Below are 20486 nucleotides of genomic sequence, written 5' to 3' on the forward strand. Positions count from 1 at the left end.
ATTGCGGTGCGCGAAAAGCGCACCGCTTCTCACGGGCCGACAAAACCAAAAAGACTGCTGCGGCTGTTTGACGAAAGGGGAACCGAGATGGAATGGTTTTACAAATTCCCGCACATGAACGATGACGCGCTTCGCAATCTGAAGAAGGCGATCGATGACGGCTTTCGCGGATTTACCCGCAGCTATGGCGACGGCATCGAAAGCCTGTTCGTGCCGCTGCAGCATTTCCTCATCGCCGCCGAGCGCTTCATGACGCAGACGCCATGGCCGATCATCACCGCGATCATCCTGGCCATCGCCTGGTTTGGGAGCCGCAGCCTGAAGGTCGTCGCCGGCTGTCTGGTGACGCTGATGCTGATCGGCTATTTCGACATGTGGGACGACACGATGCGGACGGTCTCGATGATCTTCGTCTGCACGGTTCTTTCCATCGCCATCGGCATCCCGATCGGCATTCTGATGGCCCGCTCCGACCGGCTGCAGCGCATCGTCAACCCGATCCTCGACGTCATGCAGACCATGCCGAGCTTCGTCTACCTCATTCCCGTCGTCATGCTGCTCGGCATCGGCAAGGTGCCCGGCCTGATCGCCGTCGTCATCTACGCCATCCCGCCGATGATCCGCCTGACCGATCTCGGCATCCGGCTCGTCGACAAGGACGTGCTCGAAGCTGCCGACGCCTTCGGCACCTCGCGGTCGCAGAAGCTGTTCAAGGTGCAGCTGCCGCTGGCGCTGCCCACCATCATGGCCGGCATCAACCAGACAATCATGATGGCGCTCGCCATGGTGGTCATCGCCTCGATGATCGGCGTCCAGGGCCTTGGCCAGCCGGTGCTGAAAGCGATCGCCAACCAGTACTTCACACTGGGCATTTTCAACGGCCTTGCCATCGTCGGCATCGCCATCATCTTCGACCGGGTCAGCCAGGCATATGGCAAAAGGCTCCAGAAGCATCGGGAGACCGTCCATGGCTGAGCAGCATTTCGGCGGCATCAAGATCCGCCACCTCTACAAGATCTTCGGTCCCAACCCCGCCGCCCATGTCGAGGCGGTGCAGAAAGGCCTGACCAAGACCGAGCTCAACCAGAAGCACGGCCACGTGCTCGGCCTGCGGGATATCAATATCGAGATCCCCTCAGGCTGCATCCAGGTCGTCATGGGCCTTTCGGGATCAGGAAAATCGACGCTGATCCGCCATATCAACCGGCTGATCGACCCGACCTCCGGCGAAGTGCTGGTCGACGGCGTCGACGTCGTGAAGATGAACGAGACCGAATTGCGGACGTTCCGCCGGCAGCAGACGGCGATGGTGTTCCAGAAGTTTGCGCTGCTGCCGCACCGCAACGTCCTCGACAACACCATCTTCGGCCTCGAAGTGCAGGGCATGGAGCGGGCCAAAGCCATCGACGTCGCCATGCGCTGGCTGGAGCGGGTCGGGCTCAAAGGCTTCGAGCAGCGCTATCCCAACCAGCTTTCCGGCGGCATGCAGCAGCGTGTCGGCCTAGCGCGGGCGCTTGCCAACGATGCTCCAGTTCTCTTGATGGACGAAGCCTATTCGGCCCTCGACCCGCTGATCCGCACGGATATGCAGTCGGTGCTTCTCGACATTCAGAAGGAGATTAAGAAGACCATCGTCTTCATCACCCACGATCTCGACGAAGCTTTGCGCCTCGGCGACCAGATCGCCATCCTGCGCGACGGCGAAGTCATCCAGCAGGGCACCAGCCAGGACATCGTGCTGCGCCCGGCCGACGAATACATCGCCAACTTCGTCAAGGAGGTCAACCGAGGCCGGGTCATCCATGTCGAGGCCGTCATGACGCCTCTGCACACCGTGGTGGCGCCGGGCGGTTTGACGATCGCATCGGGCACGACGGTGGAAGAGGCCGTCCGAATGCTGGCTTCGACACCGGACGATGATGCCAGGGTGGTTTCGCCGTCGGGGGAAACACTGGGCCTTGTCACCTTCCGCCAGCTCGCCGGCGCAATGGTGAACTCGCAGGAGGTGGCCGCCCGACACGACAGCACCCTTACGGTCGCCCTCTGAACCTCCGCGGGCGGCCTCTCCCGGCTGGCCGGCGGGACTAGCGCTCGGCGGTCGCCCGGCACTGCAACCGGCAAACCCGCCGCCCGAGGGATTACGATGTCAAAGCTTTTTCCGCGTCTGCTTTCGCCCGTCAGTCTGCGCGGGCACAGCTTGCGCAACAGGATCGTCTTCGGGGCACACACGGCAAATATGGCCCGGGACGGCGTGCCGGGCGACCAGCACGTCGCCTATTATGCCGAACGCGCCATCGGCGGCGCCGGGATGATCGTGGTCGAGCCGATGCCCGTCCATCCCGCCGCCATACTGACGCGCGGAAATTTTCGTCCCGGTGACGACAGCGTGGTTCCTCATTTCAGAAGAGTCACGAGCGCAATCAAGCAAAATGGCGCGGTCGCGATCCAGCAGCTCTACCATGTCGGCGCGCATGGAGACTCCGATAATTCATATCACCCGCATTGGTCTCCCTCCGGCATGGCCAGCTATCACGACAGCGATGGCTCGCATTCAATGAGCGAGGACGAGATCTGGGAAACCATCGACGGCTTCGTGCAGGCGGCGCGTCGCTGTCGCGAGGCCGGCTTCGATGGGGTGGAAGTCTGGGCGGCCTATCTCGGCCTTATCGAGCAATTCTGGACACCATGGTCGAACCGGCGAGAGGATCGGTGGGGCGGCTCCCTCGAAAATCGGACACGTTTCTCCAGGGAAATCATGAGCCGCATCCGCTCGACGTGCGGTCAGGACTTTATTATCGGGCTTGCGATCAGCGATGCCGCCGACCAGAGCGTGGCGCTCGGACGGGACGAACTTGCCGAAATCGTCGCACTGCATGACAATCTCGGCCTCGTCGATTATGTGACCTGCGGTTCGGGCGGCTACCTCGACTTCGAAAAGCTGATGCCGACCTTCCTCTACCAGGAAAAGCTCGGCGCCGATCTGGCGGCGACGATCAAACGGTCGGTCAAACACGCGCTGGTCATCGCCGAAAGCCATATCAGAACGCCGGAAAACGGCGAAACCGTTCTCGGAGAAGGATCGGCCGACCTCGTGTCGATCGTGCGCGGCCAGATTGCCGATCCCCACCTCGCGCGAAAAGCCGGAGAGGACCGTCCGGAGGATGTTCGCGGCTGCATTTCGTGCAACCAGATGTGCTGGGGCCGGCGTTCGCGCGATTATTGGATAAGCTGTCTCATCAATCCTTCGGCCGGGCGCGAATATCAATGGAGCGGTGACCGCTTCACGCCAGCTGCCGAGCCGAAGACGGTGCTGGTTGTCGGCGCCGGTCCCGCCGGCCTGGAAGCCGCCCGCGCGGCCGCCGAGCGAGGCCACAAGGTCATCCTCGCGGAAGCATCCAACCGGCTTGGCGGCAATTTCCTGCTTGCCGGGATGCAGCCTCGCCGGGGGCAGATTCTCGACCTCATTGCCTGGTACGAGCGGCAACTGACAAAGCTCGGGGTCGACATCAGGTTCAACGCCTATTTCGAGGCATCGGATGTCGAGGCCGTCGGCGCCGATGCGGTGATCCTGGCGACAGGCTCCTATTCCCTCGAAACCGGCTTTCAGAAGGCCCTGCCATCCGTCGAGACGCTGCCCGGCATCGAAAAGGACAACGTCTTTACAATCGAGGCGGTCATGGCGCGACAGGCAAGGCCGGGCCGGAAAGTCCTCCTGCTGGACGAAGGCGGCGGCTGGCGCGGCTGCGGAACCGCCTGGAAACTTGCCGAAGACGGGCATTCGGTGACAATGCTCTCGCCCGATCCCTTCATCGGCAAAGAGCTTCAGCGCACGACCGCCGACGTACCGCTGCGCCGGACCCTGAAGAGGCTGGGCGTCAAATGGCTTCTGGAGGTCAGCGTGCTGGAATGGCACGGCAATGGGGTCACGCTGCTGGATCACAATACCGGTGAACGCTTTTTCGAGGAAGGCGACAGCTTGGTGCTCGCCACCACCAATGCGGCGGCCAGCGCGCTGGGCGAGGAATTGCGCTCGCATGGTATCGACGCCGTCGAGATCGGCGACTGCGCCGCGCCGCGCCGGGCCCCCTATGCCTTCTACGAGGGCCGGCGAGCCGGACTAGAGATCTGATTCGGAGGCGCTCCGAAAAGACGGTGCGGGAAGCGTCAGCCTATACATTTTGCGCACGACCAGTCCAGACTGCGCCACGAAAAGCGGATTGACCGACAATATCGGGGCACGCCAATTGCTCCGTCGTCGGGGAACACTAAACTGAACCGGACCGGGGCCATGATGGCCTACGGTCTGAAAGCCACCGCTCCATCGATCACCCCATGTGATGGACGGGGATTACATCCATACGCACTCCATCCCGTGCGTATGCCAACTGCCTGTCAGCCTGCCGAAGGCTATCTCGAGCGGTCCACTTCAGAACCTTCGGCAGGCGACTTTTGGATGGCGCCTTGAATATGCCCTATGCGCACGCTGGCTAATCGTTTCATCACCGGATCACCATCAAAGCAGCAGGTCCAAGGCCTTGCCAAGTGCAGCCGGTTCTGTCAGTTCCTGCCGCCTGGCCAGGAAAATCCGACGGATGGGAATTGTTGATAAATCCTTTAAAAGGTTTGCGTTTCCGACGCACGCCACGCGCGAGCTCTGCCTGGATCGGCTTGCCCCGGCCAGCAATATCGACGCCCGGATCACGTTGAAACTTACCCGTCTGGCTGCCGCTTACTGCGCTCTGGCTTCTTATCCGCTAATATATGGCCAAGCCTTATTCGTGATGCCTTGGCAAGCGTGAGGAGAAAGATGACGCTCGGTGACGTGCGAACAATAAGAGGGACGTACTTCATTCTGATGTCCAGGTGGGCCGAGGTGTCACGCCGTGCGCGATGCCGGATGAAATAACGGGGACAGCATGACGGAAAACAGCGCCCAGCCATTCTCCTTCCGATTCCACGGTTCGTCTTTCGACAACATGGTGGAAACCCTCGGCGGCGCTTTCGGCGCGTTTGATGCCGAGCCTGTCGGCCGCGCCAAGGATTTTCATTGGGGATTAGATTTTTCCGTGGCCGAGAGCGCCGTCCTGCTGACGGGCTATCATGAGGCGGAGTTCCAATTCAACGTCGAGCCGACTGTCAGCACGGCGGAGTATCTGTCGCTCGTCGTGCCGCGTCGCGGCGGCATGGGAGTTACCTATGGGGCGCGCAAGGCTGAGGCCGGGCAAGGCAAACTGCTTCTCTACAATAATTTCGAACCCGACAGCGTTTTCATGCATGGGCAAGGCAATGTCATCGACGAATTGCTGATCAACTGGCCCGTCATCCTCCAGACGATCGGCCAGACGTTCGAAATGCCGTTCAGCGGCTCGCTCGACCTTCTGCCCGAACTGGATCTGTCGACGCCGGCCGGCCGGACGATCGGCAATCTCACCGAAACAATCATATCAGGGATGCGCGATGACGGCCCGCTGCTGCAGTCGCCGATCGCCATGGCGCACATGACGCAGGCGCTCGCCGATCTCGTCGTACGCATGGTGCCGCACCGGCTGTCGCACTTCCTTGAAAAGGGACCCGCTCTGATTGCTCCGAAGCATGTGCGCAGGGCGATCGAGTTCATGCAGGCCAATATCGATCAGCCGATCACCATGCCAAAGGTGGCGGAAGCGGCCGGCGTCTCCAGCAGAGCACTCGAAACCGGTTTCCGCGCATTCAAGGGAACGTCCCCCGCCGCTTACCTACTAACGCTTCGTCTGCGCGCGGCGCGCCGGGATCTGCTCGATCCCGAGTGCAAGGAGACGATGAAGGCCGTCTGCCTGAAATGGGGATTCTTTCATTTCGGCCGCTTTTCCGCGGTCTACAAGGCGACTTATGGCGAATACCCCTCCGATACGAGAAAGCGCATGGGCCGCCGGTAACTTGCATCTGAAGCGCACCGCGATCTTTCAGCTTCGCTCTTTGCGCCCTCTGTCGTTTAAAGCACGGCCAACCTGTAGTGCACTCGCATCGTCCTCGGATCCCGCTCGACGATTTCAAGCATATCACCACGCTCCGCCAGCGCGCTGAGATCCCGCAACACAAGGGCATGCGCGATCCCCAGCATGCGCGCAAAGGAGCCGCTGTCGGAGGCGATTCCGAGCTCGGCGGCGACGAGCAGACCAGCCTGTATAGAGGTCAATCCGATGTCCCTATCCTGCGCCGCAGCGACAAGGGCAAGAAACCGGTCTGCGCCGATAGCCTCGTCACTCACGCGGCGTCTCGCTTGCGCAAGGAAACCATGATCGATTTCGAGGTCGGCGTATCGCTTTCCTCGCCTGCACTGCCAAGCGGCACGAGCACGTTCAGTTCCGGGTAATAGCCGGCAATGCTGCCCTGCGGAATATCATAGGGCACGAAGCGGAAATCCCGCGCGATACGCTTGATGCCGTCATCGTACTCGCCGATCACGTCGACACGGTCCCCGGCCTTGGCATTCATCGCCTTCAGATCCGCCGGATGAATGAAGATGACCTGCCGCTCTCCGTAGACACCGCGATATCGGTCATCGAGACCATAGACCGTCGTATTGTATTGGTCGTGCGACCGGAACGTCTGCAGAGCGAAACGCCCCTCGCCCCTTCGCGCACGCTGGTGCACGGTCTCCGCAGGAAGCGGCTGGCAAGAGAATGATGCCCTGCCTGACGGCGTCTGCCACTCCCGATGGGCGGCCGGATTGCGCAGGTGGAAACCGCGCGGCTTGCGCAGGCGGGCATTATAGTTTTCAAAGCCGGGAATGGTCGCCTCGATATGATCGCGGATGCGGTCGTAGTCGTCGGCCAGTTCTGCCCAGTCGGCCACGGAGGAGCCGACCGTTGCCTGCGCAATGCCGGCAATGATGGCGACCTCAGAGAGGAGATGCGGCGAGGCCGGACGGTTGATGCCGGCTGATCCATGCACCATGCTCATCGAATCTTCGACACTGACGAGTTGAGAGTTGCCGACAGCGTTCAGATCTATCTCGGTACGCCCGAGGCAGGGCAGAATGAAGGACGCCTCGCCGGGCATCAGATGTGAATGATTGGGTTTGGTGGCGATGTGCACCGTCAGCTTCAGCTGGCGAAGCGCTTTTTCGACCAGTGCGCTGTCGGGCGTCGCACGGGCAAAATTGCCGCCAAGCCCGATGAAGGCCTCGGCCGAGCCGTCAAGCATCGCCCCGATCGCGGCAAGAACATTGTGGCCATGGTCACGCGGCACGGAGAAGCCGAAATGCTTCTCCAGCGCATCGAGGAAACCGTCCGCAGGCCTTTCATTGATGCCGACGGTTCGGTCGCCCTGGACGTTGGAATGGCCGCGAACCGGGCAAAGACCGGCGCCAGGCTTGCCAATATTGCCGCGCAGGAACATGAAGTTGGCGATCTCCCGGATCGTCGCCACCGAATGCAGGTGCTGGGTCACTCCCATTGCCCAGGTGCAGATGACCCGTTCGGCCCTGATATAGACATCGGCGGCCTGTTCGATGTCCTGTCGGCTCAGTCCCGATTGGTCTTCGATATCAGCCCAGGCTGTCGCCTCGACTAATGCCCGGTATTGCGCAAACCCGGCGCAATGTTCGGCCAAGAATGCATGATCGAGAACCGGTGGCAGACCGGCGGCAACCGCAGCGTCTTCCGCGGCCAGCACCGCCTTTGCCATTCCACGCACAGCGGCCATGTCGCCGCCGAGCTGCGGTTGCAGATAGAGGCCGGCGATATCGGTCGCGCCGCCGCGCAGCATCTCGATCTTGTCCTGCGGATCGGAGAAACGCTCCAGCCCGCGCTCGCGGATCGGATTGAAAACGACGATCCGCGCGCCGCGCATCGCCGCCCGGCGCAGGTCGCCGAGCATTCGGGGATGATTGGTGCCGGGATTCTGGCCGATCACAAAGATCGCATCGGCCTCCTCGAAGTCCTCCAGAAGCACGGTGCCCTTGCCGACGCCGATCGCCTGGTTCAGGGCTATTCCACTTGCCTCGTGACACATGTTGGAACAATCGGGAAAATTGTTGGTGCCGTAGATGCGCACGAACAGCTGATAGAGGAAGGCAGCCTCGTTGCTGGCGCGGCCGGACGTATAGAACTCCGCCCGATTGGGATTATCGAGGCCCTTCAGAATGCTGCCGATCTCGGCAAAAGCATCCTCCCATGCCACCGGCAGATAACGGTCGCTCGCAGTATCGTAACGCATCGGATGCGTGAGGCGGCCGTTGAGTTCCAGTTCGTAATCCGACAGCCGGCGAAGCTCAGAGACCGTATTCGCCGCGAAGAAGGCGGGTGTCGCCCGCTTTTCCGTCGCCTCCCAGGCGACGGCCTTCACGCCGTTTTCACAAAATTCGAACGACGAGCCGTGTTCCGGATCGCCCCACGCGCAGCCCGGGCAATCGAAGCCGTCCGGCTGGTTCGCCTTCAGCATCGTCCGCGCCCCCGAGACCGGCATGCCGCTTTGCAGCAATTGTTTGCCGCAGCTTTTCAGAGCGCCCCAGCCGCCGGCTGCCGCCGATTTCTTCCCAATGAATTTTGTGTCCATGCGCCCTGTATTGACGAAGGGCGCTAAACATCAAGGGCGTACGAATGATGACTCGATAGAAGAAACCTATCGAGAGAGCTGAAGCGCGTAGCTTCTAACCGGTTTCCTTCAGGGCATGCCCGTTCTCGCGGGAATGCGCCAGAATACGGTTGCGACCTTGCGTCTTGGCCTCATAGAGCGCGGCGTCGGCCTCTGCCAATAGCCGGTTCGGGCTGGTCCGCAGGGTCGCGCCTGTGGCGCAGGATATGCCGATGCTGGCGGTGACCCGGCCGAACTCACTGCCGGAATGAATGATATTCTCCTGGGCCAGGCGACGCGCGAATTGTTCGGCAACAATCATCGCCCCCTTGGCGCTGGTGTCGGGAAGAAATACGGCGAATTCCTCTCCGCCGTAGCGCGCAACGATGTCCGCCGGCCGACTGACGGACTGGCGCAGACACTTGCTGAGGACGCGCAGGCATTGGTCGCCGGCGGGATGGCCATAGGTATCGTTATAGGCTTTGAAGCGGTCGATATCGACCATCAGCAGGCTGAAAGGCGTATTTTTCCTGGTGCTGCCCGCCGTCTCGCGTGCGAAGGCCTCGTCGAAAGCGCGGCGATTGACAATGCCGGTGAGCCCGTCGGTCTCGGCAAGATTCTTCAATTGCTCCGCCGACAGCCTGAGCGCGATTTCCGCCTGTTTCGTCGCCGTGATGTCCGAGACGACGGCCATCGCCGTGCCGTCTCCGGCAATCCTTGTGCGGATGCTGCGCCAATCACCGTTGTGAAGCTGAATCTCCTCATCCTTATTGCTGTGCAGGGTCGCGCTGGCGGTCTTGATCCACTCTTCCAGATCACCCTCTGCGATAGCAGGCCGCTCGCCGGTTTCGACGACGCGGCGCAGGATGTCGCTGATATGCGCGCCGACCACGCGGGCATCTCCGGAGAGCGGAAAGGCGTCGCGGTACTGTTCGTTGCAAAAGACAAGAAAGCCTTTGCTGTCGTACATGGCGATGCCATCGGACATGTTCGCCATCGCATGCGACAGCAGGTTCTTGCTTTCGCGCAGCTCCCGCTCCAGCGCCGTGCGCTCGGTCACGTCGCGTGTCACGCCGGCAAGACCGATGATCCGTCCCTGCTTGTCCCTGAGTGGCACCTTGGAAGCGAGTAGGAAGCGGCCTTCGATCCGCTCGTTGGAGTCGATCAGCGGCGTCCCTGTCTCCATGACCTGCTGCTCGAGATGATACAATTCTTCAGCGAGCGGCTGCGACATCAGATTGAAATCCGACAATCCGGTCATCTCCGCCGTCGTTCTGAAACGGAAGAGGTGCGTCATGTTTTCATTGACGGTAATGAACCGGCTGTTTCGGTCCTTCACATAGAGATAGTCCGGCGATTGCGAAAATGCCGTCACCAGGATGCTTCGTTCGAGTTCCCATTGCTGCGTCTTCAAGAGGACAAAGCCGCCCAGCACGGTCGCCAGACAATTCAAGGCCGTCAGCGGAAAACCGACGCCGGCCAGCACATGAGCGGTCACCAGAGTGGGAAGCAGAGCCATCGATGCGACCAGCGCGCCGCCAAGGGCGAGGCTCAGCAACGCAACGTCCATGAGCACCGGAGATCTCTTGCGGGTCCAGAAATGGCCGGCTACGCCGATGCCGGCTGCAGCAGCCATCGTGACGATCCCGTCGACCATCGCCGTGCCGCCGACGGCAAAGCGAAAGGCGATCGCCAGCGACGCGGCAAAAGCCGCCGCAATCGGCCCCCCGAACATACCGGCCAATGCAAGCGGCGAAAAACGCAGGTCGATATAGATGCCCGGATAGAATTCGATTGCCAGCAGTATGGATCCGATGGAGGCGCCGCCGGCCATTATCCCGAAGGCGATCTTCTCCTGCCTGAAGGAACGGCGCTGAAACTGGATCGAAAAGAGCGCCCAGAGCGACATCGCCAGAGACACGAAGGAAAGGTTGCCACCAAATTGCGTCCAGATGCCATTCACCGCGTTGGGTCCACCTTCCAAACCATGTAACAACCCTGTCATACGACAGAGTGGTTTGGGCTTCGTTAAATCGGGCAGCTGGATGCGCCATTCACCGGCTAATGCACCGGATATCGCGCTCGTCTACGGATGCTCGCTGGGTTTGCACCCTTGCCCGGGCCATCGCAGACGCCATCGCAGACTAAGGTTTGTCATTTTAGCTTCGATTCCACCCAGAAGCGTTATTGGTTAGAATGCAGTGTCGGGCACGAACGGTAAACGAATGGGATGCGGGTACTTGACATGAAGACGCGACATTGGGATCGCAGGGGAGACGGCGGGCTTACCTTTACGGAATTGGGGTTCGGCACCGCGCCGCTCGGCAATCTTTATCAGGCGATAACCGATGAGGAGGCGGCAGCGGTATTGGATGCAGCCTGGCAATACGGCATCCGCTACTTCGACACCGCGCCGCTCTATGGACTTGGCCTCGCAGAGAGGCGGGTTGGCCGCTTCCTCGCAACGAAACAGCGTAAAGACTTCGTCGTGTCGACAAAAGTCGGCCGGCTCCTCAAGGTCTGCCGACCCGAACAGCGGACCGGCATCGGCAAATTCTTCGATACTCCCAATCGCCGAGAGGTTTTTGACTATAGCTACGATGGCATCATGCGATCTTTCGAAGCCTCTTTCGAGCGCACCGGGCTCGACAGCTTCGATATCCTGTTCGTGCACGATCTGGATGTCTTCAATCACGGCACCCCGGCGGCCTGTGACCATTATGTCGAGCAATTCATGAGCGGTGGGTATCAGGCGATGACCTCACTACGCGACCAGGGAGTGGTGAAAGCCATTGGTGGCGGGATAAACGAGTGGGAGATGTGCCAGACGCTTGCCGAGCGTGGCGACTTCGATCTGTTTCTTCTTGCTGGACGATATACTTTGCTCGAGCAGGAGGCGTTGGAATCCTTTCTCCCCCTGTGCGTCGCCCGCAATATCGGCATCGTGCTCGGCGGGCCCTATAATTCCGGCATACTCGCGACAGGCCCGGTTGCTGGCGCGCAGTATAATTACTCTGACGCCCCGTCACACATCCTCGATAAAGTCGGGCGCATCGAGCACGTCTGTCTGAAATACAATGTCGCCCTCTCAGACGCGGCTCTCAACTTTCCGCTCTTCCATCCGGCTGTCGTTTCTATCATCCCGGGTGGCCAGTCGATCGATCAAGTGGCATCAAACGAACGCGCGCGGAACACACATATCCCTCACGAGCTGTGGGAGGACCTGAAATCGCTTGGCCTGATGCGAGGTGATGCGCCTGTCGGTGAGTCATAGGGCGCGCTGACCTAAACGTATCTGCAAACGGCGGCGGTTGACGCAGTTGCACGCGAAAAATCAATTGTGACAGCTCAGAGGCGGTACAGTGTGACTAATTGGCACCATAGGCCATGAGTGGAACCAAATCCTGCATCGGCGTATTCGTTCTGAATTACCTTCATAGCGGGTGAGCAGATGGCCTTGCACATCAAACGAATCTACGAGCCGAAAGAAGACAAGGACGGCACGCGTATTCTGGTCGACAGGCTGTGGCCGCGCGGCCTGAAGAAGCAGGAGGCGGCCGTCGATGTCTGGTTGAAGGACATCGCGCCGAGTCCGGCGCTGCGCCGATGGTTCGGCCACGACCCCGCCAAATGGAGCGAGTTCCAGCGCCGCTACCGCGACGAGCTCAAGGAGAATTCAGCTGTTGTCGAGGAGCTCGAACGCCGGATCGGGCAGTCGGATGCCACGCTTCTCTATGCGGCGAAAGACCAGGCCCACAATCATGCTATCGTGCTTCAGCGTTTTATCGGCGAAGACTGAACCCACGACAGACAACCATTTCCCGCTTCGAAGATTTCCGGGAACCTTTTCGATCGATCTGCATCCAATGCTCGCATTCATCCGACATAGGAGACAGATCATGTTCAAACGAATTCTCGGCGCAACCTTCATCGCGGCATTGCTCGGCACGGCCTCGATCGCCGCCGACGCCAAGCCGACCGACCCTCAGATCGCCCACATCGCCTATACGGCGGGGCAGATCGATGTCACCGCCGCCGAGCAGGCGTTGAAGAAGAGCAAAAATGCCGAGGTCATCGAATTCGCCAAAACCATGGAGCGCGACCACAAGGCCGTCAACGACCAGGCGCTCGCCCTCGTTAAGAAGCTGAAGGTGACGCCTGAGGACAACAAGATCAGCCAGTCGCTCTCGACCCAGGCGAGCAAGGAACTGAAGACGCTTGACGCCCTCGACGGTGCAGCCTTCGACAAGGCCTATGTCGAAAACGAAGTCGCTTATCACAAGTCGGTCAACGATGCCCTTGCCAAGGTGCTGATCCCTTCGGCTCAGAACAAGGAACTGAAATCGCTGCTGGAAACGGGCCTGACCCTGTTCAAGCAACACCAGACGCATGCCGAGCATCTCGCTTCGATGATCAAGTAGGGTCGTGATGCGATTGCTGATGAAATTGTCGCCGCTGTTGTTGGCGCTGCTCTGGGCAAGCAGCGGAGTCGCCTCAGCGGCGGAATATCAGGTCACCATCGCAGGCATGAAATTCGGCGCACCGCCTGCCGAGCTGCATGTCGGCGATGTGATCGTCTGGCGAAACGATGATATATTCCGGCATACGGCGACGGCTCGCGACAAGAGCTTCGATGTCGATCTGCCGCCGAAATCGGAGGCGCGGATGACGGTCGGCCGGGCGGGAGCGGTCGATTTCTATTGCCGCTTTCATCCCGCCATGACGGGCAAACTGGACGTCCGGCCGTAAGGTCGGGTTCCGATCCAAAGCAATGCGGAGATTTGCATGACAGCCATTGCGGTTCCGGTCGCGCAACGCCGGCAGAATATATCAGCGCTCCCCGATGCCGAGCTCGTGTCCCTTGCAAAGCAGGGTGACGAGCCCGCCATCCGCGCCATTGTCCAGCGTCACAATCAGCGCCTGTTCCGCACCGCGCGCGCCATCATCCGCAACGATTGGGAAGCGGAAGACGTCGTGCAGGCCGCCTATGTCAAGGCCTTCACCAACCTGGCGACATTCCGGGGCGAGGCCGAGCTTTCGACATGGCTGACCCGGATAACGCTCAACGAGGCGCTGGGCCGCGTGCGCGCACGAAAGAATACCACCGGGCTTGAGGAAATCGACATGCAGACGACATCGCGGGGCGGCGAAGTCCTCCAGTTCCCCTCCTCGCTCTCCGCGACCGATCCGGAAACCGAGCTGTCGCGAAGCCAGGCGCGGCATCTCCTCGAACAGGCCGTCGACGACCTTCCGGACGAATTTCGCGCCATCTTCGTGCTGCGCGAGGTCGAGGGCATGAGCACCGAGGAGGCCGCATCCTATCTCGGCATCAAGCCTCAAACCGCCAAGACCCGGCTGCATCGGGCGCGCAAGCTGATGCGCCAGTCGATCGAGAAACAGCTCTCCGGCGCATTCTCTGCGCTGTTTCCCTTCGACGGCGCTCGTTGCGCCTCCATGGGCGATCGCGTCATCGCAGCCCTTCGCCAGAGATCGTGAGATCCGGCATCAGCACGCGCTTGCTTCGACGCTGCAACGCGAGGCAGGCAGGCCGTATGCCTTCTCGAAATCATCAAGCATTCCAGACGGCGGCGCTGACCGCCTCGACCTTGCCCGCGCCGACGGCGAGGTTCTTCCGTGCATGAGGCAAGCGGCGGGACCGGTGAAATTCCCCCGCCCGCTATCAGCCTTCGATGATCAGATGGCTTAGCTCGCCGTTCAATCTATCGAGTTCATCCAACACCTTCCGAATTCGGGCGCGTGCCTGAAGCATTTGATCGATGTCTGCAGCGCCGGACGGCTCACCTGTGGCCTGCGACTCGTTGGAGCCTATCGAGAGTTTGGAAACTGAATTTGGAAAGGGGATGATTTCGGCAATTTGCACTTCATTATTTCATATTCTGGAGGACGGGAAACGCTCATGTCTCCGTATCCGATGGCTCAAGGGCTGCCGCCTGCTTCATCGCCGGTCAACCGGAACAGTTCGCCATGTATTTCAATGAGTTGCGTGTTGTTCGTATGGCAGTAAACGCCGGATCGGCCTTAACAAATCCCTACTTTCGCGCGTCTCGCACCTCACTTTGCGGCTTTGCTGCGCCAACTGGACAGAGCTGCGACAATCGGATAGCGCAACCGACGACTGCAGGCTCGGCTTGCTGACCGGGGCGCGTGCCTGCAGAATCAGGAGGATGACGTCGATCCGGCGCCGCCGCGATGAATAGTTGATGGGCGGGCGCTCACCCGCGAGGCGACATCTCGTTGGGACTCGAGCCGCCCACCGGAGAGTGCAGCCGCAGGGCGATGATATCCGCTTTCGGCACTGCCTTGCTGTAAAGGAACCCTTGCGCCGAGCCGCATCCGTTTGCGGCGAGAAAGGCAGCCTGCTCGGCGGTTTCGACGCCTTCCGCCACGACATTCTGGCCGAGACAGCGCGCGATCGAGAGGATCGCCTTCACCAGTTCCTCATTGCGCCTGTCGGCGCTGTTGATGAAGGACCGGTCGATCTTCAGCGTGTCGATCGGAAAGCGCGCGAGGTAATTCAGCGCCGAATAGCCGGTGCCGAAATCGTCGATGGCGATCGAAAATCCCATGCTGCGAAGTTCGGAGAGCGTCTGCAGCGTCTCGTCCTTCTGATCGAGCAGAAGGCTTTCGGTGATTTCGATTTCGATCCATTCGGCGCGGCAACCGGTCTCGCCGAGAATCTCGGCGATCGAGTTTACCAGTCCGGCGGATTGGAATTGTTTGACCGACAGGTTGACCGCCACCTTGTGCGGCGCCTGGCTGCCGGCATTCAATTCGACCGCGGTCTGGCAGGCCTCGCGCAGCACCCATCGCCCAAGCTCGACGATCAGTCCCGTATCTTCCGCGACCGGAATGAAGCGGTCGGGCGGGATCATGCCCATCTCGGCGTGGCGCCATCTCAGCAGGGCTTCGGATCCGACCATCGCGCCGCTGTCCAGAAGCACCTTCGGCTGGTAATGCAGTTCCAGCTCCTCGCGCTCGATCGCCCGGCGCAATTCCGATTCCAGCCGCATGCGTTCCTCGGCGTTCGCCGTCAGGTCCTTGGAATAGAAGCGAAAATTGTTTCGCCCCGAGCGCTTGGCGAGATACATCGCCGAATCCGCGTATTTCACCAGGTCATTGGCGTCGGCGCTGTCACCGGGATAGAGCGCAATGCCGACGCTGCAGGAAATGAAGACCTCCTTGCCATCCAGCAGGAAGCCGTCCTTGAACTTCTCGAGAATGCTGCTGGCGATGCGGCCGAGATTATCGCCTTGCCTGAGATCCGGCAGCAGGATTGCGAACTCGTCGCCGCCAAGACGGGCGACGGTGTCGTAATCGCGCACACTCGCATTGAGGCGTGCGGCCGCCTGGCAGAGCAACTCGTCGCCGACAGGATGGCCCATCGTGTCGTTGACCACCTTGAAATGGTCGATGTCGATCAGCATCACGCCGGCGCGCTCGCCCCGCGATCCGGCCGAGGTGATCATCTGCCGCAGCCGATCGTTGAACAGCGACCGGTTCGGCAGCGCGGTCAAGGGATCGTAGAAGGCCATCTGGTGGATCTTTTGGCGCGAGGCATTCAGCTCGGTCACGTCACGCGCCACGCCGAGAACCCCGACGACCTCTCCCGCCGCATCCATGACCGGCACCTTGCGTGTTTCAAGAAGAATGGATTGGCCATTCTCCTGCGAAACCACCCACTCCTCATCGCTGAGGATGCACTCGCCGGCCCTGATCGCCGCCTTGTCCGATTCCCGAAAAAACCGAGCCCTTTCGATATCGAAGAGGTCGAAATCCGTCTTTCCGACAACCTCGGCTTCCGCCAATCCGGTCAGCCGCTCGAAGGTGTGGTTGCACAGGAGATAGAACCCATCCATGTCCTTGACCCAGATCATGTCGGGCATGGTTTGAAGCACGCTGAGCAACTGCGTCCGCACGGAATTGATGGCGTCTTCAGCCTGTTTTCGCTCGGTGATATCTCGCGAGAATGCCAGGAGCGTGGTGGCAGCGATCGGATCGGCGCTCGGTCGTCTCGCCACGGAAAGCTCGAACCACCGCGTTTCGCCGTTCGGCAGGGCGATGCAGATGCATCGGCCGTAGGCAACGCCCTCCTGGCCGGCGGTGCGAAGAGCCTCCATCGCGATGGCTGCCTGATCGGGCGCAAAAATCTCGTTGACCGTCTTGCCGAGCAGCATCTCCTTCTGTTGAGCCAGCAGTTCCGGGCTTCTTGTCCAGACCTGGAGATAGCGGCCGTCCTCATCCATCTCGAAAAGAACATCCGGGATGGCGATGAGGATACCTTCCGCGAATTCAAGCGCTTTCTTGAGTTCCTGCTCCGCCTGCTTGTGCTCGGTAATATCGACAACGGCGCCGATCAGGCCTGCCGGAGCGCCGTTTTCCCCTGGCAACACCGCCTTGTTGAAAACGACATTCCGCACCGCACCGTTCGCGGCCAGCATCTTTCGTTCGGAACGCTGGGCTCCACCTCTTTCGCGGAGCGCCTCATTATCGACGAAATGGAGTTCAGCCAGGTGTTTCGAACTGAGATCGAAATCGGTTTTCCCGATGATCTCTTCGCGTCGGTAGCCGCAAAAATCTTCGAAAGCCTTGTTGCAGCCGAGATAGTGGCCATGTGGGTTCTTGTAAAAAAGCGGAAGGGGGAATGGCCCCAGCAAGGCAGCGCTGCAATTTTCGGCGCGCGATACGGATCATCCCGGCGCAAAGTGGATAGTTTTGTCGGCAAAATCCCGCCCGCTCGGTGCCGCAGTCCTGCGACGAGATCGTCGAAGCCGCCGAAAGGATCAAGACTGCGGGACGCGTGCCGGTCGCGCTCGGCGGTGCGCGATGGGAGGTGTCTCTCATCTTCAACGACATGTCTATAAGAAGTCCTTCCCGCTCACCAATCGCAATGGCGCGACCGGGGGGGCAGGAAGCCTTCGCCCGGATGTCGATCGCAACAATCAGGTTGCGTTCAGCCGGATCAAGGGATCGCTGCCGGTCCGCACCGACGTCGCTTCGTCCGGGCTCGATCATTGCGGCAAGCTCGGATTGGAGATGATCAAGGCCAAGAAGGGTGAAGTCAGCGCCCAGTCGCAGGCCATGCCGACCTAGATGGCGGAAGGCTGGATTGCCGTGGTGGGAGACCTTTTCAATAACAGGAACATGTCTTCGCAGGAGGTTCAAAGACGCCTGCACGACCTGCTGATGCAGCGCTGAGAGAGGCTCCTCCGCATGCGCCGACAGCGTAGCGAATATCCATAATTCGCAACCATGTCCAATAAGCGCAGCAAACGGCGTGCCGACAGTGCATCTTCTACCGGAAATTGGGAATTTAACAAACCCTCAAGTTTTCGAGATACATCTTGCTTTTGCTATTTTTTGTCTTGCGTCATGGTGTGTTTTGCAGTCGGCTTTTTCATACTCACTCGCTCGAATTACGAGCGCCCTCCGCAGTCTCGGAAGGGATAGGGGCGGCAACGTCGCGATCGTCGTCGCCCTCAGCCTCGTTCCGATGCTCGTCGCCGTCGGTGCGAGCTTCGACTATATCCGCAGCTACAATGTCCGGCAGAGGATGCAGAGCGACCTTGACGCGGCCCTGATCGCAGCGGTCAAGCAGATCAACAACACCGAGGATACCGACGCTCTTAAGGAGAAGGTTTCCGACTGGTTCCACGCACAGGTGGACAATAGCTACACGCTTGGCGATATCGACATCGATACCGTGAACCACAACATCACGGCGACGGCGAACGGCACTGTTCCGACGACATTCATGAAGATCGCCAATATCGAGACCGTTCCCGTCAGCGTGGCAAGCGCCGTCAAGGGCCCTGCCACGTCCTATCTCAATGTCTATATCGTCATCGACACATCGCCGTCGATGCTGCTGGCGGCAACGACGTCCGGCCAGTCGACCATGTATTCCGGTATCGGATGCCAGTTCGCCTGCCACACGGGTGATGCGCACACTGTCGGAAAGACGAAATACGCCAACAACTACGCGTACAGCACGGCAAAGAAGATAAAGCTGCGCGCCGATGTCGCCGGCGACGCCGTCCGTGAAGTGCTCGACATGATCGACGAATCCGACGAGAATCATGAACGGATCAAAGTCGGATTATACAGCCTGGGAGATACGCTTTCGGAGGTTCTCGCCCCCACGCTGAGCACGGATACGGCGCGCACCCGCCTCGCTGACAGCAGCTACGGCCTCACCAGTGCGACCTCGAAGGCCGCCACCTATTTTGACGTTTCGCTTGCGACTCTCAAACAGAAAGTCGGCGCCGGAGGGGACGGGACTTCCTCGGGCTCCCCGCTCAAGCTGGTTCTCCTGCTGACGGACGGCGTTCAGTCGAAGCGCGAATGGGTGACCGACGGAGTAGTATGGTCGAGCGGGAAGGCGATCTCCGGCTCGTATTGGAACAAGGTGGCGCCCCTCAACCCCGCCTGGTGCGACTATCTGAAAAATCAATCCAACACGATGGCCGTGCTCTACACCGAATATCTGCCGATCACCACGGACTGGGGCTATAACGCGACCGTCGGCTCGACCATGGCGAGCGCCAACTGGAAGAGCACCTGGGGCGGCACCATGGACAGCGGCGTGTCGACCAGCATTACGAGACGCGATTATATTCCCTACGCGCTTGCCGACTGCGCATCGTCGAAGAGCCTGTTCATATCGGCATCGTCGTCGACGGAAATCACGGCGGGCCTGTCGACGCTCTTCACTCAATATCTCTCTTCCGTCCGGCTGACCCAATGACCGCAAGAAACCGCTTTGCACTGCTTCGCCGCCTGCTCGGCGATCGCAAGGGGGTGGCTGCGATCGAATTTGCGATCCTGGCCCTGCCGCTCTTCATCATGATCTTCGGCATCATCGAAGTGTCACTGATGTTCTTCGTCAACTCCTCGCTGGACGCTTCCGTTCATAAAATCTCTCGGATGATCCGTACCGGCGAGGTGGCGTCATCGAAGATCACACTGGCCACTTTCAAGAGGAAAATTTGCGACGACATGCTTCTATCTTTCAGCTGCTCGAGCGGCCTCGTCGTCAAGGTCAGCGTGCTTTCCGATCTGTCGTCCGCCACCAGCGCTGATCCGATCGACGACAGCGGCAATCTCGCCGTCACCGAGACTTATGATATCGGCAAGGGCAGCGATTACATTCTGGTACAGGCGTTTCTGCCCTGGGAAGCCTCGGTCAATTTCTTCAGCCTGTCGAGCGCCAAGCTTTCGGACGGCCGCTATCTCCTTGGGTCCTCCGCTCTGTTTCGCAATGAGCCCTTTTGAGATGATCATGAAACGGAACCTCCCCCTTCTCAGCCTCGCCCGATCCTGCATCGGTCGCCTCGCATGCGACCGCATGGCCGCTTCGGGCGTGGAATTCGCATTGGTGCTGCCGATCCTGATCGTGCTGCTGTTCGGCACCGTCGATCTCGGCCATGCCCTCACCGTCAGCCGCAAGATAGACGAGATTGCCTCCAGTACAGGCGATATGATCGCGCAACAGAGCACCTGGACGAAGACCGACGTCGCCAAGCTTCTTTCCGGTGCGAGCTTCATCCTGCAGCCCTATGAGACCACCGGGCTGACGATTACGGTCACGGTCAATGATGTCGACAACAGCGGCAAGGCGACCGTCAACTGGTCCGCCGCGTTCAACACCTCGTCGCTTGCTTCCGGCACGGCAAGCGCGATCGACATACCGACGAATATCCAGGAGACGGGCGTCCAGGTGGTGCTGACGCGGGTACAATACACATTGACGACACCGGTGTCGGCATTTTTCTCGAACTTCACCGGACAGAACGGCTACAGCTTCGACCACCATTTCTTCAATCGCCCACGCGTGAGCGACACGATCAGTTACAACTAATGCATATGAGCGCGTCGCTGCAACGGCGATTCAGCGCTTCGCCCGGTCGCAG

At 60.2% G+C, this 20486-nt stretch carries 18 protein-coding genes; 13 read left to right on the forward strand and 5 right to left on the reverse strand.

Annotation, left to right across the window (positions count from 1 at the left end; genetic code table 11):
• Window positions 1-87: 87 nt before the first annotated feature.
• From AMK02_RS27000 to AMK02_RS27020, 4 genes are all read left to right on the forward strand, one after another.
• A complete protein-coding gene (locus tag AMK02_RS27000) occupies window positions 88-975 on the forward strand; it encodes an ABC transporter permease (protein ID WP_012490081.1) in 888 nt (295 codons plus the stop codon).
• The gene (locus tag AMK02_RS27005; protein WP_064807774.1) at window positions 968-2047 is read left to right on the forward strand and encodes a quaternary amine ABC transporter ATP-binding protein; all 1080 of its coding nucleotides are present in this window, start codon (window positions 968-970) and stop codon (window positions 2045-2047) included. The genes AMK02_RS27000 and AMK02_RS27005 overlap by 8 nt, the downstream gene beginning before the upstream one ends.
• Window positions 2048-2143: 96 nt before the next feature.
• A complete protein-coding gene (locus AMK02_RS27010) occupies window positions 2144-4129 on the forward strand; it encodes an oxidoreductase (protein ID WP_064807776.1) in 1986 nt (661 codons plus the stop codon).
• Between the two features lie 787 nt (window positions 4130-4916).
• A complete protein-coding gene (locus tag AMK02_RS27020) occupies window positions 4917-5915 on the forward strand; it encodes an AraC family transcriptional regulator (RefSeq protein WP_064807780.1) in 999 nt (332 codons plus the stop codon).
• A 56-nt stretch (window positions 5916-5971) separates the two neighbouring features.
• Here AMK02_RS27020 and AMK02_RS27025 read toward each other — a convergent pair whose 3' ends face one another.
• The 3 genes from AMK02_RS27025 to AMK02_RS27035 all read right to left on the reverse strand — a co-directional run bounded on the left by AMK02_RS27025 (window position 5972) and on the right by AMK02_RS27035 (window position 10561).
• A complete protein-coding gene (locus AMK02_RS27025) occupies window positions 5972-6247 on the reverse strand; it encodes a hypothetical protein (protein WP_064807782.1) in 276 nt (91 codons plus the stop codon).
• On the reverse strand, window positions 6244-8538 hold the full coding sequence (locus AMK02_RS27030) for an FdhF/YdeP family oxidoreductase (protein WP_064807784.1): 2295 nt from the start codon (window positions 8536-8538) through the stop codon (window positions 6244-6246). Before AMK02_RS27030 ends, AMK02_RS27025 begins: the two co-directional genes overlap by 4 nt.
• Before the next feature lie 94 nt (window positions 8539-8632).
• Window positions 8633-10561 carry a diguanylate cyclase gene (locus tag AMK02_RS27035; RefSeq protein WP_064807786.1) on the reverse strand — a complete coding sequence of 643 codons (1929 nt, stop codon included), beginning with the start codon at window positions 10559-10561 and terminating at the stop codon, window positions 8633-8635.
• A 240-nt stretch (window positions 10562-10801) separates the two neighbouring features.
• On the opposite strand from AMK02_RS27035, the gene AMK02_RS27040 reads away from it, so the two are divergent.
• The 5 genes from AMK02_RS27040 to AMK02_RS27060 all read left to right on the forward strand — a co-directional run bounded on the left by AMK02_RS27040 (window position 10802) and on the right by AMK02_RS27060 (window position 14052).
• Window positions 10802-11830 (forward strand): aldo/keto reductase, encoded by a 1029-nt coding sequence (locus AMK02_RS27040; RefSeq protein ID WP_064807992.1) that lies wholly within the window; start codon window positions 10802-10804, stop codon window positions 11828-11830.
• A 177-nt stretch (window positions 11831-12007) separates the two neighbouring features.
• Window positions 12008-12355 (forward strand): DUF488 domain-containing protein, encoded by a 348-nt coding sequence (locus AMK02_RS27045; protein ID WP_064807788.1) that lies wholly within the window; start codon window positions 12008-12010, stop codon window positions 12353-12355.
• Window positions 12356-12455: 100 nt separating this feature from the next.
• Window positions 12456-12977 (forward strand): DUF4142 domain-containing protein, encoded by a 522-nt coding sequence (locus AMK02_RS27050; RefSeq protein WP_064807790.1) that lies wholly within the window; start codon window positions 12456-12458, stop codon window positions 12975-12977.
• 7 nt (window positions 12978-12984) lie between these two features.
• On the forward strand, window positions 12985-13305 hold the full coding sequence (locus AMK02_RS27055; RefSeq protein WP_064807792.1) for a cupredoxin domain-containing protein: 321 nt from the start codon (window positions 12985-12987) through the stop codon (window positions 13303-13305).
• Between the two features lie 36 nt (window positions 13306-13341).
• A complete protein-coding gene (locus AMK02_RS27060) occupies window positions 13342-14052 on the forward strand; it encodes an RNA polymerase sigma factor (protein ID WP_064807794.1) in 711 nt (236 codons plus the stop codon).
• A 184-nt stretch (window positions 14053-14236) separates the two neighbouring features.
• Here AMK02_RS27060 and AMK02_RS27065 read toward each other — a convergent pair whose 3' ends face one another.
• Together AMK02_RS27065 and AMK02_RS27070 are read right to left on the reverse strand one after the other, a co-directional pair.
• Entirely contained in the window at window positions 14237-14437 is a 201-nt protein-coding gene (locus AMK02_RS27065) for a hypothetical protein (protein WP_064807795.1), read from the reverse strand.
• A gap of 352 nt (window positions 14438-14789) precedes the next feature.
• Entirely contained in the window at window positions 14790-17231 is a 2442-nt protein-coding gene (locus tag AMK02_RS27070) for a putative bifunctional diguanylate cyclase/phosphodiesterase (protein ID WP_082929722.1), read from the reverse strand.
• Window positions 17232-17400: 169 nt separating this feature from the next.
• Here AMK02_RS27070 and AMK02_RS32410 point away from each other — a divergent pair, with 169 nt between their 5' ends.
• The 4 genes from AMK02_RS32410 to AMK02_RS27090 all read left to right on the forward strand — a co-directional run bounded on the left by AMK02_RS32410 (window position 17401) and on the right by AMK02_RS27090 (window position 20434).
• Window positions 17401-17667, forward strand: a complete 267-nt coding sequence (locus AMK02_RS32410) for a hypothetical protein (RefSeq protein ID WP_237358379.1) — start codon at window positions 17401-17403, stop codon at window positions 17665-17667.
• 289 nt (window positions 17668-17956) lie between these two features.
• On the forward strand, window positions 17957-19321 hold the full coding sequence (locus AMK02_RS27080; RefSeq protein ID WP_064807797.1) for a TadE/TadG family type IV pilus assembly protein: 1365 nt from the start codon (window positions 17957-17959) through the stop codon (window positions 19319-19321).
• Window positions 19318-19848 (forward strand): TadE/TadG family type IV pilus assembly protein, encoded by a 531-nt coding sequence (locus AMK02_RS27085; RefSeq protein WP_064807799.1) that lies wholly within the window; start codon window positions 19318-19320, stop codon window positions 19846-19848. The genes AMK02_RS27080 and AMK02_RS27085 overlap by 4 nt, the downstream gene beginning before the upstream one ends.
• A gap of 1 nt (window position 19849) precedes the next feature.
• Window positions 19850-20434, forward strand: coding sequence for a TadE/TadG family type IV pilus assembly protein (locus AMK02_RS27090; RefSeq protein WP_064807801.1), 585 nt, complete (start codon window positions 19850-19852; stop codon window positions 20432-20434).
• Window positions 20435-20486 lie beyond the last annotated feature (52 nt).

It is taken from the genome of Rhizobium sp. N731 (assembly GCF_001664145.1).
Classification (GTDB): Bacteria; Pseudomonadota; Alphaproteobacteria; order Rhizobiales; family Rhizobiaceae; genus Rhizobium; species Rhizobium esperanzae.

What these genes read in the sequence shown, in the direction of transcription:
- AMK02_RS27060 (WP_064807794.1), top strand. Translation starts at nt 13,342, where the DNA reads ATGACAGCCATTGCGGTTCCGGTCGCGCAACGCCGGCAGAATATATCA.
- AMK02_RS27000 (WP_012490081.1), top strand. Translation starts at nt 88, where the DNA reads ATGGAATGGTTTTACAAATTCCCGCACATGAACGATGACGCGCTTCGC.
- AMK02_RS27050 (WP_064807790.1), top strand. Translation starts at nt 12,456, where the DNA reads ATGTTCAAACGAATTCTCGGCGCAACCTTCATCGCGGCATTGCTCGGC.
- AMK02_RS27040 (WP_064807992.1), top strand. Translation starts at nt 10,802, where the DNA reads ATGAAGACGCGACATTGGGATCGCAGGGGAGACGGCGGGCTTACCTTT.
- AMK02_RS27055 (WP_064807792.1), top strand. Translation starts at nt 12,985, where the DNA reads ATGCGATTGCTGATGAAATTGTCGCCGCTGTTGTTGGCGCTGCTCTGG.
- AMK02_RS27005 (WP_064807774.1), top strand. Translation starts at nt 968, where the DNA reads ATGGCTGAGCAGCATTTCGGCGGCATCAAGATCCGCCACCTCTACAAG.
- AMK02_RS27010 (WP_064807776.1), top strand. Translation starts at nt 2,144, where the DNA reads ATGTCAAAGCTTTTTCCGCGTCTGCTTTCGCCCGTCAGTCTGCGCGGG.
- AMK02_RS27090 (WP_064807801.1), top strand. Translation starts at nt 19,850, where the DNA reads ATGATCATGAAACGGAACCTCCCCCTTCTCAGCCTCGCCCGATCCTGC.
- AMK02_RS27085 (WP_064807799.1), top strand. Translation starts at nt 19,318, where the DNA reads ATGACCGCAAGAAACCGCTTTGCACTGCTTCGCCGCCTGCTCGGCGAT.
- AMK02_RS27035 (WP_064807786.1), bottom strand. Translation starts at nt 10,561, where the DNA reads ATGACAGGGTTGTTACATGGTTTGGAAGGTGGACCCAACGCGGTGAAT.
- AMK02_RS27020 (WP_064807780.1), top strand. Translation starts at nt 4,917, where the DNA reads ATGACGGAAAACAGCGCCCAGCCATTCTCCTTCCGATTCCACGGTTCG.
- AMK02_RS32410 (WP_237358379.1), top strand. Translation starts at nt 17,401, where the DNA reads ATGGGAGGTGTCTCTCATCTTCAACGACATGTCTATAAGAAGTCCTTC.
- AMK02_RS27045 (WP_064807788.1), top strand. Translation starts at nt 12,008, where the DNA reads ATGGCCTTGCACATCAAACGAATCTACGAGCCGAAAGAAGACAAGGAC.
- AMK02_RS27030 (WP_064807784.1), bottom strand. Translation starts at nt 8,538, where the DNA reads ATGGACACAAAATTCATTGGGAAGAAATCGGCGGCAGCCGGCGGCTGG.